Source organism: Methylomonas defluvii, from assembly GCF_033949435.1.
GTDB lineage: Bacteria > Pseudomonadota > Gammaproteobacteria > Methylococcales > Methylomonadaceae > Methylomonas > Methylomonas defluvii.
Map to the genome: position 1 here is coordinate 109,361 of NZ_JAXARY010000003.1, position 13,128 is coordinate 122,488.

General features: G+C 52.0%; 13 protein-coding genes. 9 read left to right on the plus strand and 4 right to left on the minus strand.

Annotation, left to right across the window (positions count from 1 at the left end; genetic code table 11):
- Positions 1-156: 156 nt before the first annotated feature.
- Both QLH52_RS04830 and QLH52_RS04835 read right to left on the minus strand, forming a co-directional pair.
- A complete protein-coding gene (locus tag QLH52_RS04830) occupies positions 157-984 on the minus strand; it encodes an MOSC domain-containing protein (protein ID WP_101053325.1) in 828 nt (275 codons plus the stop codon).
- A 12-nt stretch (positions 985-996) separates the two neighbouring features.
- Positions 997-1,386 carry a PilZ domain-containing protein gene (locus QLH52_RS04835; RefSeq protein WP_101053327.1) on the minus strand — a complete coding sequence of 130 codons (390 nt, stop codon included), beginning with the start codon at positions 1,384-1,386 and terminating at the stop codon, positions 997-999.
- Positions 1,387-1,524: 138 nt separating this feature from the next.
- Here QLH52_RS04835 and QLH52_RS04840 point away from each other — a divergent pair, with 138 nt between their 5' ends.
- The 4 genes from QLH52_RS04840 to QLH52_RS04855 all read left to right on the plus strand — a co-directional run bounded on the left by QLH52_RS04840 (position 1,525) and on the right by QLH52_RS04855 (position 6,876).
- Positions 1,525-2,748, plus strand: coding sequence for an ABC transporter substrate-binding protein (locus tag QLH52_RS04840; RefSeq protein ID WP_319960743.1), 1,224 nt, complete (start codon positions 1,525-1,527; stop codon positions 2,746-2,748).
- Positions 2,749-2,781: 33 nt separating this feature from the next.
- Positions 2,782-4,878 carry an excinuclease ABC subunit UvrB gene (uvrB, locus tag QLH52_RS04845; RefSeq protein WP_319960744.1) on the plus strand — a complete coding sequence of 699 codons (2,097 nt, stop codon included), beginning with the start codon at positions 2,782-2,784 and terminating at the stop codon, positions 4,876-4,878.
- Between the two features lie 133 nt (positions 4,879-5,011).
- The gene (locus QLH52_RS04850) at positions 5,012-6,631 is read left to right on the plus strand and encodes a putative bifunctional diguanylate cyclase/phosphodiesterase (RefSeq protein ID WP_101053331.1); all 1,620 of its coding nucleotides are present in this window, start codon (positions 5,012-5,014) and stop codon (positions 6,629-6,631) included.
- A 32-nt stretch (positions 6,632-6,663) separates the two neighbouring features.
- Positions 6,664-6,876, plus strand: coding sequence for a TraR/DksA C4-type zinc finger protein (locus QLH52_RS04855; RefSeq protein ID WP_033158783.1), 213 nt, complete (start codon positions 6,664-6,666; stop codon positions 6,874-6,876).
- 12 nt (positions 6,877-6,888) lie between these two features.
- On the opposite strand, the gene QLH52_RS04860 is transcribed toward QLH52_RS04855, so the two are convergent.
- Positions 6,889-8,025: a GNAT family N-acetyltransferase gene (locus QLH52_RS04860; RefSeq protein ID WP_319960745.1), complete on the minus strand. Its 1,137-nt coding sequence runs from the start codon at positions 8,023-8,025 to the stop codon at positions 6,889-6,891.
- 50 nt (positions 8,026-8,075) lie between these two features.
- On the opposite strand from QLH52_RS04860, the gene QLH52_RS04865 reads away from it, so the two are divergent.
- The 5 genes from QLH52_RS04865 to QLH52_RS04885 all read left to right on the plus strand — a co-directional run bounded on the left by QLH52_RS04865 (position 8,076) and on the right by QLH52_RS04885 (position 11,277).
- Positions 8,076-8,678 carry a DUF938 domain-containing protein gene (locus QLH52_RS04865; RefSeq protein ID WP_319960746.1) on the plus strand — a complete coding sequence of 201 codons (603 nt, stop codon included), beginning with the start codon at positions 8,076-8,078 and terminating at the stop codon, positions 8,676-8,678.
- Between the two features lie 90 nt (positions 8,679-8,768).
- Positions 8,769-9,359, plus strand: coding sequence for a LemA family protein (locus tag QLH52_RS04870; protein WP_101053333.1), 591 nt, complete (start codon positions 8,769-8,771; stop codon positions 9,357-9,359).
- A gap of 1 nt (position 9,360) precedes the next feature.
- Positions 9,361-10,221, plus strand: coding sequence for a TPM domain-containing protein (locus QLH52_RS04875; RefSeq protein WP_319960747.1), 861 nt, complete (start codon positions 9,361-9,363; stop codon positions 10,219-10,221).
- A gap of 3 nt (positions 10,222-10,224) precedes the next feature.
- Positions 10,225-10,725: a TPM domain-containing protein gene (locus QLH52_RS04880; protein ID WP_319960748.1), complete on the plus strand. Its 501-nt coding sequence runs from the start codon at positions 10,225-10,227 to the stop codon at positions 10,723-10,725.
- A 123-nt stretch (positions 10,726-10,848) separates the two neighbouring features.
- On the plus strand, positions 10,849-11,277 hold the full coding sequence (locus QLH52_RS04885) for an Hsp20/alpha crystallin family protein (RefSeq protein ID WP_319960749.1): 429 nt from the start codon (positions 10,849-10,851) through the stop codon (positions 11,275-11,277).
- 70 nt (positions 11,278-11,347) lie between these two features.
- On the opposite strand, the gene QLH52_RS04890 is transcribed toward QLH52_RS04885, so the two are convergent.
- Complete coding sequence (locus QLH52_RS04890) at positions 11,348-13,087, minus strand: sulfite reductase subunit alpha (protein WP_319960750.1); 1,740 nt, start codon at positions 13,085-13,087, stop codon at positions 11,348-11,350.
- Positions 13,088-13,128 lie beyond the last annotated feature (41 nt).

A 13,128-nucleotide genomic window follows, 5' to 3' on the forward strand; every position in this document is an offset into this window, starting at 1 on the left:
ACTGCAAAAGCCCCGATTAGCCAGGCGAACAGCTTCAACAAACAGGTAAACAAAGCATCTACATGGGAAGCACCCAAATGCGCGGATACCACCATTGATGGCGTGACTCGCGAACCGGCAATCGCCGAACGAGGAGTAATGAAAGTGCGGGATTTTCTAAGTTGGGGATAGCGGAGGCTGCGGTTCGCCGATTTCATGGATCAGCACGGTCTGACCGACTGCCAAGCTGCCGGGTTTATCGTGCAAGGCGTTTTGCCCAAAATAGACTTTGTTTTGCCATTTGCGCAGACGATTCAGCGTCGTCAACGGTTCTTTGCCGGTTTCGGCGGTGAGCGGGTCTATGGTGGGCACCGAGCAGCGCGAGCAGGGTTTGGGCAATCTAAAACCAATATCGTTGATGCTAAGTCGTCGCCAAGTGTCTTCGGCGTAGCTGTCGCAATCGCTGACGACCAGATTTGGCCGAAAGCGAATCATGTCAATTGCCAACGGCATGGCTTGGTTGAGAGCGTTTAATGAATTTTCCGACACAATCAAAAACGGAAAGCCGTCGGAAAACGACGTTTGATCGCTTTCTAAAGCATAGTTAGGATCGACCTGACGAATATCGTCATCACTTTGGTAGACCAGCCGGCACTCGGTTTGTAAAAAATCGCTCAGCCAGGCATCGGCAACAGCGCCACAGGTTTTGGCGACACAAACGTCGTGCCAGACTACCACTTCAATGTCGTCGCCGTCTTCGGATTGCAAAGGCAGTGTTAGGTCCGCTTGATTGGGCGCCGACAAAATTAACTGTTGATCTGCAATGCGGGTTTGAATCAAGGCCATTTTTGGTAAACGGCGTTGGCTGAGGAACTGTCTATCGCCGTCTATCAGCATCCATTTTCGGTCGTACAGCAAGCCTTTGTGGTCGACCGGCCAGTGTTCTACGCGAATGCCGGCCAGCGATTTGACTGGGTATATATAAATTTCACTGAGTATTGGCATATTGTTTTGCGCTTAGCTGAATAGCAGATCGGTTTGGGTGTGCAGTAAATGCTCTGCCAAATGTTTTTCAATGTTGTCGAACTTGATGCCGTAACGGCCGTTTTCCCGGTCGCAATGTACAACAAGCGCGGGTATATCGAAACGCTTGCCGTCGGCGAACAATAAATACAGGAATATCCGCTGATTCTTGCCGAGTTTTTTTTCGCTGAATATCGCCGCGCCGCGGCTACTCACATCCCGCAACACGACCGGAAACAGGCGTGGAAACCAGATACTTTTGACTTTGACGGCAGCACGGATGTCGTTGCGTCGATAGCGAACCGCACTACGCTTGTTAGACCATGAGCTATCAATCGTGACCTCTTGATCGAGAAAATCTAAAGAGAAATCTGGCTCAGACATGGCAAACGCGGCGAATGTAAAGGTGGCTAAGTATTGATGTTAAACCACTAAAATTCAATAGAGCGGGACGATTATTGACAGAGCCCGGCCGAACCGAATCCGTTAAAATAACGCTTTTATGTCGTTCCGTATCGGATTATGAAAAAAATCGCGCTTATTTCAGTTTGTTTTTGTTGGCTTGTCGCGTTGCCAAGCAGCGACGCAATTGCCGCGCCTGCCAAGAAAGCCGTTCCGGCCAAACCGCAGGTCACCAAGCCCGCCGAGCCTGCCAAGCAGATAGTCAAAATCGGCTATTTCAGTCAGGAGCGAGCAGCGCCGGCAGCCTTGTCCAACCTTGATCCGTTTATCCAGAACAAAGGCCAGATCGGTGCCGAACTGGCGATTGCCGACAATAATACTACCGGGCAATTTACCGGCCAGCACTACGAGTTAAAGAAGGTTGTGGTGCCGGTGGGCGGCGATTTGCAGCAGGCCTTCAATCAATTAGGCGAGGATGTTGGTTTGGTGGTGTTGAACGTGCAGCCAGACCAATTAAACAAGCTCGCCGATTTGCCGGCGGCGAAAAACAAATTGCTGTTCGATGCTTCTACCAGCGACGACGAGTTGCGCAACACGGATTGCCGCCATCAGATTTTGCACCTATTACCCAGCCGGGCCATGCGTGCCGATGCGCTGGCGCAATATATGCTCAAAAAACGCTGGCAAAACTGGTTTTTGGTGATAGGCCCCACGCCGGAAGACAAGTTATATGCAGCGGCCATTAAACGCGCGGCCAAGAAGTTTGGCATCAAACTGGTCGCGGAAAAAGCCTGGACCAACGATTACGATGCCCGCCGTACCGCCCAATCCGACGTGCCGGTATTTACCCAAGTGGACGATTACGATGTGTTGGTTGTTGCAGACGAACAGGGCTTGTTTGGCGAATATCTGGATTACCGGACCTGGAAACCGCGTCCCGTGATCGGCACGCAGGGTTTGGTTGCCACCGCCTGGCACAGAACCCACGAACAATGGGGCGCGGTGCAATTGCAAAATCGCTTCAAGGACACCGCCGGCCGCTGGATGGAAGAACAAGATTATGCCGCCTATCTGGCGGTGCGGGCGATAGGCGAGGCCAGCGTCCGCAGCAAGTCCAATCAAACTCAGGCGATTAAGGATTATGTCTTCTCCGAAGCGTTTGCGTTGCAAGGTTACAAGGGCGTGCCCCTGTCGTTCCGCCCTTGGGACGGTCAATTGCGGCAACCGGTATTATTGGCTGCACCGCGATCTTTAGTTAGCGTGGCGCCGGTCGAAGGATTTTTGCATCCGAAGACGGAGCTGGATACCCTAGGATACGACCAGCCGGAAACGGCTTGTAAATAAGCCGGTGTTGAACCAAATTTCAGAGGGTAGGGCATGAGCGATAAACGGCGCATGGAGATTAGCCAGTCGGCGATCACGGGTGTTCTGGGCGTGGAAGAAGCGCGGCCGCAAAAAAAGGGACCGGCGCATAAACCGTTCAAAATTCAAAGCCGCTATCAACCGGCTGGCGACCAGCCCACAGCCATCGCGGCGCTGGTGGAGGGCATCAACGACGGTGAATTGCATCAAACCTTGCTGGGCGTGACTGGCTCGGGCAAGACCTTTACCGTCGCCAATGTGATACAGCAAACCCAGCGGCCGGCGATGATCATGGCGCCGAATAAGACGCTGGCTGCGCAGTTGTACGGCGAAATGAAGGAGTTTTTCCCGGACAACAGTGTCGAGTATTTCGTTTCCTATTACGACTATTACCAGCCCGAGGCCTATATTCCGGCCTCCGATACCTTCATCGATAAGGACGCCTCACTTAACGAGCATATTGAGCAAATGCGCTTGTCGGCCACCAAAGCTTTGCTGGAACGGCGCGATACCATCGTGGTCGCCACGGTATCGGCAATTTACGGCTTGGGCGAGCCGGAATCCTACTTCCAGATGGTGCTGCATTTGGTGCGCGGCGATATGATCAAGCAACGCGACATACTGCGGCGTTTGGCGGAAATGCAATATACCCGCAACGACACCGAACTGCGCCGCGCTACCTATCGAGTACGCGGCGAGGTGATCGACGTGTTTCCAGCCGAGTCGGAAGAACAAGCCCTGCGTATCGAGTTGTTTGACGACGAGATCGAAAGGTTGTCGATGTTCGACCCACTAACCGGTGAAGTCACTCAGCGCCTGGCCCGCTTTACGCTTTATCCGAAAAGTCACTACGTCACACCGCGCGATCAGTTGCTGACCGCTGTGGAAAAAATCAAAATCGAACTGGCCGAACGCCTGGAGCAATTGCGCGACAACCATAAACTGGTGGAAGCGCAACGGCTGGAGCAGCGCACGCTGTTCGACATCGAGATGATTATGGAAGTGGGCTATTGCTCCGGTATCGAAAATTATTCCCGGCATTTGTCCAATCGCGCAGACGGTGAATCGCCGCCGACCATGTTCGATTATTTACCCAAGGATGCCTTGGTGATCATCGACGAAAGCCATGTCACGGTACCGCAGATTGGCGCGATGTATAAAGGCGACCGCTCGCGCAAGGAAACCTTGGTGGAATATGGCTTTAGATTACCTTCAGCCTTGGACAACCGGCCGCTGAGGTTCGAGGAGTTCGAGCAAATCTGCGGTCAGCGTATTTATGTGTCCGCCACGCCCAGTACTTACGAGAAAGAACATTCCGGCGCGGTGGTGGAGCAGGTAGTGCGCCCGACCGGCCTAGTCGATCCCATTGTCGAAGTGCGCCCGGCGACCAGCCAAGTCGATGATCTGTTATCGGAAATCACCAAACGTACTGCGGTGCAGGAACGGGTGTTGGTTACCACCCTGACCAAACGCATGTCGGAGGATTTGACCGATTATTTGATGGAGCACGGTGTCAAGGTGCGATATCTGCATTCAGACATCGAAACGGTGGAGCGGGTGGAGATTATCCGCGACTTACGGTTAGGCGTGTTCGACGTGCTAGTCGGGATCAACTTGTTACGAGAGGGTCTGGATATACCGGAAGTCTCGCTGGTAGCGATTTTGGATGCGGATAAGGAAGGTTTCCTGCGTTCGCTGACCTCGTTAATCCAAACCATAGGCCGTGCCGCGCGCAATGCCAATGGCAAGGTAATCCTTTACGGGGACAAGATTACTCGTTCGATGCAACTGGCTATTGAAGAAACCGAGCGCCGCCGCGATAAGCAGGAAGCGTTTAATAAACAGCACAATATCCAGCCGAAAACCATATTCAAATCGGTTACCGATATTTTGGAGTTATCGATACCCGGTTCCGGCGGTTCCATTTCCAACGCCAGGGCGAAAGTCGCCGAACCGGCCGGTAATTACAAGGCCATGACACCCAAACAGGCTGCGAAGGCGTTAAAACAACTGGAAGAAAAAATGTATCAGCACGCCAAAAATCTGGAATTTGAAGATGCCGCGCGGATCAGGGATCAGATTAAATTGCTGCAAGCCGAGATGGTGGTTTAAGAGGCTTAGGTTTGTAATTAACGTTTTGGCTAACTATATTTAGTGAATTTTGTCGAGGTCCCCAGCTTGCAAAGCTTGGTCGGCAGAAGCTAAACGACGATAGCAAATTCATGAAACAGACGCCGAGAAACAGATGATACCCGCCAAAAACATACTGAACGAAAATGTTCGCGTGCTGAAAAGCGAGGTATCTAAAACCACATATCAAGGCGTGGCTATCGCCATTGCCAGCATTCTCAGTGCGCTGTTGGCGTTGAGTTATTACTACGTCGGCGAAATTTCCTTAAACGGCATCATTAAAGCCCAAACCGAAAATTACGGTCTGTGGATGCTTGAAGCGCTACCGTTCATTTTTGGATTTTGGGGCCAATATTCCAGCTCGGTCATCGCTTATCAAGCCGGGGCGATGATTTTGGACCAGACCCAGGAACTGCGCTCTCGCGCCGAATCATTGGAAAAACAAGTCAGTTATTCCACCACCCACGACTCGGTAACGGACCTACCTAACCGGGTATTGTTCTACGACCGGGTGGAGCAAGCGATGTTAGCCGCCGGCAATCAAAACAAAATGCTGTCTATCTTGTTGGTGGAAGTCGCCAATTTTAAGGAAGTTTACGACACACTGGGTCGTAACAGCAGCGACTTGATTTTGAAACAGATAGCCACGCGCCTGCAAAGCGTGGTGTTGGGTACTGATAGTGTCGCCCGTATCGACGGCAATATTTTCAGCGTGTTGTTGTCGGCGGTGGATAACGAAACTGCCGGCCTGACATTGGCCAAAAATATCCAGGCGGCCCTGGATCCGGCTTTTAAAGTCGAGCGTCTGAGTTTGGTGATTCACAGTAATATCGGCATCGTCAATTTCCCCGAGCATGGCGACGATGTCGATACCTTGGTGCAAAAAGCCGGCGTGGCATTATTCGTAGCCGGCCAATCGCACGAAGGCTACACCACTTACGCGCCGTCTTACGACGATCACAGCCCGCGCCGTTTAACGCTGATGAGCGAGCTGCGCCAGGCTATCGAAAAAGAGCAATTACATGTTTATTACCAACCCAAGGTGTCGGTGCAAACCGGGCAGGTTTACGGTGCGGAGGCTTTAGTACGTTGGCAACACCCTAAGCATGGTTTTATCGCGCCGGATGAATTTATACCCATGGCCGAAAGAACCCGGGTGATCAAGCATTTGACTGCCTGGATGCTGAAACAATCGTTCAAACACTGTGCGGAATGGCGCAAGCGCGGCTGGGAACTGATTATCTCCGTCAATCTGTCCGCCAAGGATTTACACGATCCTGAGCTGCCGGATGTGATGGCCGGTGTGGCGGCGGCGGCCAATATCAAACCCGGCTGGATGATGTTGGAGATTACCGAGAGTTCCATCATGACCGATCCGGAGCGGGCCATGGAAGTGATTCAGCGCCTGAATGAAATGGGCTACAAATTGTCTATCGACGACTTTGGTACGGGTTATTCGTCACTGGCTTACTTAAAACGCATGCCGTTAACGGAATTAAAAATCGATAAATCCTTTGTCGTCGATTTGTTGCACAGCGAAAACGATGCAGTCATCGTTAAAGCCACCATCAACTTGGCGCACAACTTAGGATTGCAGGTGACTGCCGAAGGTGTGGAAACTCAGGAAATCATCGAAAAACTCAGCACTTACCGGTGCGACTTGGCGCAGGGTTACTTGTTCAGCAAGCCGATGCCGTTTGAGGCTTTTGGTGCGTGGGTGGAAGCCCATCGTTAAAGCAAAATTATGCAGATTCAGGAGCAGCAGTAATGTCCACAGCCTGGGCGGGTGGTACCGATGCCATTCTGGAAAGAATGGACAAGATGACCGAGCTTTTCGTCGCCGAGACACGTAAAGCTATCTATACGGGCGAATCGGCCAGCCATTGCCAGGAATGCGGGGAGCCGATTCCGGAAGCTCGGCGTCAGGCGATTGCCTGCCAGTATTGTTTGCCTTGTCAAACCGAGCTGGAAAAAAGCTGACGCAGCACTGTTTTATTGGGCTCGTTTAAACGGCAGGTAATTCGCCGCGTCTTGCTTGTAATGCGCAATCGCCTGTTTTTCCCGGGCTACAAATTGCGCCACGGCCTTGGCAAAACCGGCATCCTTTAACCAATGCGTGGAGTAGGTAGTGACCGGCTCGAAGCCGCGGGAGATTTTGTGCTCGCCTTGCGCGCCGGAATCAAAACGCGCCAAGCCGTGTTCTATACAGTAGTCCAAGCCCTGGTAATAGCAGGCTTCGAAATGCAGGGCATTGTATTCTGCATCGCATCCCCAATATCGGCCGTACAAGGTATCCGCGCCGATAAAACTCAAGGCCGCACCGACGTATACATCGTCTTTAATTGCTAGTACCAACAATAATTGCTCAGGCATGGTTCGCGCAATTTGCTTGAAAAACGCTAGATTGAGATAAGGTTCGGAACTGCGTTTTAAGTAGGTCAGTGCGTAAAAGCGGAAAAACACCTGCCATTGGGTCTCGGTAACCTCCGTCCCCGGAACACGCAATAGCTCAATACCTTGTTCCGCTACCCGGCGTCGTTCACGCTTAATCATCTTGCGTTTGTCGGCGCTTAGGGTTTGTAAAAAGTCCGTAAAAGTCGCGTAGCCACGATTAAACCACTGAAACTGCACGCCCTCGCGGACGCTTAAACCTAAAGATCTCAGCAGCTCAAGCTGGGAAGGTTCGGGAAATAAACAATGCCACGAGGAAATACCCTGTCGTTCGGCAAGTTGTTGGATAAAACTGAATAACAAAGCGCAGATTGCCGTTTGGTCCGCATCCGGTGCGAATAGCAGTCGCTGTCCCTGGCAAGGGGTAAACGGGATCGCGCTGACTAATTTCGGATAATAGGCCAGACCATGCTGCTGGTAAGCTTGAGCCCATTGCTGATCGAACACATACTCGCCCCAGGAATGGGTTTTCAAATACAGCGGCAATGCCGCCAACAATTTCTGATTGTCGAAAACCAATAAATGTGCGGCTTCCCAGCCGGTCTGCGGGCAAACGGCGGCGCTTTGTTCCAGTGCGGCTAAAAATTCGTGGCGTAAAAAAGGATAGTCGGGTCCGCACAGTCGATTCCATGCCGTGGCTTCGATTTGCGCCATGCTGGCGATTTGTTTTACTTCCATTTTTAATCTTAGTAGAGTTAAAGCCCCAACATACCATCAAATCATTGCCCATGACGACAGAGAAGCCGTTTTCTCAAGCCTGCGAGAACAACAAGGAACCGATTTTACAGATTCTCAAAACGGTCTTTGACCAACCGATGACAGTTTGGGAAATCGGCAGCGGTACCGGCCAACACGCCTGCCATTTTGCCGAGAACCTGCCGCATCTGTCCTGGCAGCCTACCGATAGGCCGGAAAATCTGCCGGGGATCCATTTATGGCGGACCGAGGCGCAACTGGCGAATCTACTGCCGCCGCTAAGCTTGGATGTGGGGGATTTGCAGTGGCCGTGCGCGCAAATCGACGCGCTGTTTACCGCAAATACCTTGCACATCATGAGCAGCGACGAAGTAGAGCTGCTATTCAAACGGTTAACCAACTATTTGAGTACCGACGCGATGATGTGTATCTACGGCCCGTTCAATTACGCCGGTGCATATACCAGCGAGAGCAATGCCCGTTTCGACCTATGGTTGAAAGAACGGGATGCGCGCTGCGGTATCAAGGATTTCGAGGCGATCATGGCCTTGGCCGAACACATCGGTTTGACCTTACAGGCCGACCACGCCATGCCGGCCAATAACCGGCTATTGGTGTTGCGGAAGCGGGCATAAGGACCACAGTCTGACCCTTGGCCTGAGCTAAGTGGCTACGTGTTATGCTGCTGTGAACAATTAAAAATTTTTCTATTCACGGAGTGGACGATGCAAAACATAGTAAAGGTTTTTCTTCTAATCGCGACATTGATGCTGCCCGGTTGCGGTTACAACACCTTTCAAACGCAAGACGAACAAATCAATGCCGGTTGGGCGGAAGTGTTGAATCAATATCAGCGCCGCGCGGATTTGGTACCGAATCTGGTGAATACGGTGAAAGGCTACGCCGGACATGAAAAGGACGTATTGGAAGCGGTGACAGCATCGCGCGCCAAAGTCGGCAGCATGCAAGTGACGCCGGAATTGGTGAACGACGAACAGGCTTTTGCCAAGTTTCAAGCGGCGCAGGGCGAACTGAGTTCGGCTTTGTCGCGGTTGATGGTGGTGTCGGAAAATTACCCGCAACTGAAGGCTGACGCCAATTTCCGCGATCTGCAAGCGCAATTGGAAGGTACCGAAAACCGTATCACCGTGGCACGCAATCGTTATATCGCCGCGATCAAGGAGTACAACATCACCGTGCGCTCGTTTCCCAGCAATCTGACTGCGATGCTGTTTGGCTACAAAACCAAGCCATCGTTTACCGTTGAAAATGAGAAAGCCATTTCGACTGCACCAGTGGTTGATTTTGGTAAATAAGATGCGGAAGACAGCTGGCTTTTCAGGGTTTTGGGTCGCCCGATTCCTGGCGGTTTGTCTGTTTGCGGCGGCCGTAAATGCCGAGCAAGTAGTGCCCAATCTTGAACAGCGTGTTACCGATCTGACCGCTACCTTATCCGCACAGCAAAGAACCGCGCTGGAACAACGCTTACAGGCTTTTGAGCAACAAAAAGGCAGCCAGATTGCGGTATTGATCGTTGCCACTACCCAGCCGGAAGATATTGCGCAATATGCTATTCGCGTGGTCGAACAATGGCGTCTGGGCCGCAAGGGTGTCGATGACGGCATATTGATGTTGCTGGCCAAGGACGACCGCGTCACGCGCATCGAAGTGGGTTACGGCTTGGAAGGCGTGGTGCCGGACGTATTGGCTAAGCGGATTATTGACGAAATCATGATTCCGTATTTTCGGCAGGGCGACTATGCGGAAGGTATTAATGCCGGCGTGGATAGCCTGATCGGAATATTTGATGGTGTGCCTCTGCCTGCCCCTCAAGCATCGTTTGTCGATGGGCGGGTGCAACGTTTACTGCCCCTCTTGGTGTTTCTAGCGGTGGCCGGCGCTTGGATTTTACGGACTCTGTTTGGAAGCGTTCTCGGCGGGATAATCAACGGCAGCGTGGTTGGTATTATCGCTTGGCTATTGAACGCGGGTTGGCTGGTTGTATGCCTTGCGGCATTGTTTGCGTTCATGGTTTCGCTTAGCAATGGCAGACGTGCGTTTCGCGGCCGGCAAAACGACAATTTTTACGACGATGACGATTTTGGCGGCGGGTCGGGAGGCGGATTCTCCGGCGGAGGCGGCGGTTTTGGCGGCGGCGGTGCGTCGGGGAGATGGTAGACCATGCAAGTGATCAGATTTCTAAAGCATATTTTTAGTGGTCCTTGGCGTGTGCGTCTGGCGTTTTCCAAGCGCAGCTTGCAAGCCATCGAAGCGGCGATTGCTGATAGCGAAGCATCGCACTTGGGTGAAATTCGTTTTGTGGTGGAAAGTGCGCTGGAGATAGGCGAGTTATTGCAGGGTGTTACGCCGAGACAACGCGCGCTTGAGGTATTTTCACAATGCCGAATCTGGGATACGGAACACAATACCGGCGTCCTGATTTATTTGCTGTTTGCTGATCGTGATGTAGAGATTGTCGCTGATCGCGGTATACATGCCAGAGTTGGCGAAGCGGTTTGGGCCCGGATTTGCGAACAGATGGAAGCGCAGTTGAGGGCAGGTCGATTCGAATTAGGCGTGATTGAGGGGATCGCCCATATCACTGCGCAATTGCAACAGCATTTTCCGGCGTTAAATAAGGAAAATCCCAACGAAATAGCTGACGCGCCGTTAGTCCTTTAAGCCGTGTTTTGCCACGATTGTCTGTTGTTTTTTAAGTGTCTTTCTCTTGAATTTTTTGTGGTCTAACACCATATTGGCATAGAACCATTCAGGTTTTTACATGCAACAAAGAGGAGAATCGACATGAGTAACTTAAGCCCATTTGTTAGTCGCGGTCTGTTTGACGAACTGTTTCGCGATGTTAATCCCGGTTATTACATTAAACCGCTGCACGGCGACGGTTTGCCGGCGCAAATCAAAGTGGATGTGAAGGAAAATCCGTCGGAGTTTATCGTCCAAGCCGAAATTCCGGGCGCGGGTCAAGAGAATATCCATGTGGATATCGACGGCAACGTGGTTGTCATCCGCGCGCAAATTAGCCAGTTGGATACCGAAAACAAAGACGATAAATTGCTACGTAGCGAGCGCTATTTCGGTGAAGTGTCGCGGAGCTTTCAACTATCCGCGGAGATTGATGAGGAAGCCAGCAAAGCCCGTTACGAGAACGGCATATTGACGCTGAATCTAGCGAAGAAACTGAAAAAAAGCGGACAGCGGATGACTATCGATTAAGTGCCCTGAGGAACTTCTATAGTGGGTGGTTCACGGGTTGACTGAGGTGAGCCCGTGAACCGATCTCCGATCAATAAACGTCTCTGACGTAGCGTTTGTCTTTTTTCAATTGGTTGACATACTCAACCGCCTCGACCAAAGTTTTCTTGCCATGCTCGCGGATCACATCGTGCAGGGCTTGATCGACGTCTTTGGCCATCCGGTAAGCGTCGCCGCAAACGAAGAAGTAACCGCCTTGTTCCAGCCAGGCATAGAGTTCGGCACCATGCTCTTTCATGCGATCCTGCACATAGATTTTTTCCGCCTGGTCGCGCGAGAACGCTAAATCCAGTTTGGTCAGCAAGCCGCTGGATTGCATCGCTTCGATTTCCTCGCGGTAGATAAAATCGGTTGAGGCGTTACGGTCGCCGAAAAACAGCCAGTTTTTACCAGAGGCCTTGCGGAATTCGCGCTCTTGCAGGAAGGCGCGGAACGGCGCGATACCGGTGCCGGGTCCAACCATAATCATGGGTAGGCTATCATCGGCCGGCACGCGGAAGTTGTTGTTGGGGGTGAAGAATATCCGTACATCGGTTTCTTCATTCACCAAATCCGCCAGATAGGTGGAGCAAACGCCTTTGTGTTGGCGGCCATGCGCGTCGTAACGCACGCTGGCGACTGTCAGATGTACGCTGTCCGGATGTTTCTTGCCGCTGGAGGAGATGGAGTAAGCGCGATGTTGCAACGGTTTTAATAAACGCAAAAATTCGGCGGCCGAAAATTCCACGCCGGGGAATTGCAACAGCAGATCGAGTATGTCGCGGCCCCACAGGTAATCGGACAGTTTTTCCTTGTCGCTGGACAGCAATAAGGCATTTAACTCTTGATCGCCGGAACGGCTGGCGATTTCTTCAATCAGTTCTTTGCTGGGTAATTTGATCTCGAAATGTGTGCGCAACGCATCCGACAGCTTCATTAATTCGCCATTGACCGGTTCGTCTTCCGCGCCGGTGCAGCCGATGGCTTTGACGATTTGCGCGACCAAGTCCGGGCAGTTGGTCGGGATCACGCACAATGCGTCGCCGGCTTCGTAACTGAGGCCGGAGCCATCGATAGAAATTTCGTAATGTCGGGTTTCTTTCGACGAATCCAATGCCGTGACAATGCGGTTGACGCGCATTTTGGCTGGGAATGGGTTTTTGCGATTGTAAACCGATTTGGCAGCTTGGGTTTCGGTATCGACTACCGCAACAATGCTGGCGCCTTCCGCCATCAACGGAATCACTTCGCTGAGCCATTTTTCCGCTGGGGCTTCAAAATCCACATCGCAGTCGACGCGGTCAAACACGCGCTTGGCACCCAGAGCTGCCAGTTTATTATCCCAGTCTATTCCAGCCTGACAGAACAAGTCGTAACTGGTATCTCCCAGGGCCAATACCGAATAATTGACGTTGTCCAGGTGCGGCGCGGCATCACTATTGGCCGCTTCCCAAAGCATTTCGGCGTTGTCCGGCATAGCGCCTTCGCCGTATGTGCTGGTAATGATCAGCAAGTATTGCATTTGCGGCAATTGGCCGATTTCAACTTCATCCATGCTTTTGACGACCGGTTGCAAGCCATGTTTTTTGGCTGCATTGGCGGCGTCGTTAGCCAGCGACTCGGAGTTGCCGGTCTGAGTACCGTAAAGAATATGCAAGGTGCGGGCGTTCGCTTGATTGACACTACCGGCGCTTTGCAGCATATGGCTATGCATGCCGGCGAAAAAACCGCCAAGCCAGGCGCGTTGAGTATCACTAAAAGGGGCGTTTTGCGGGATAAAAGGTGCTTTCATTTCATTACCATCTGTGGACAGGTGTCAGGTTGTCCAGTCAC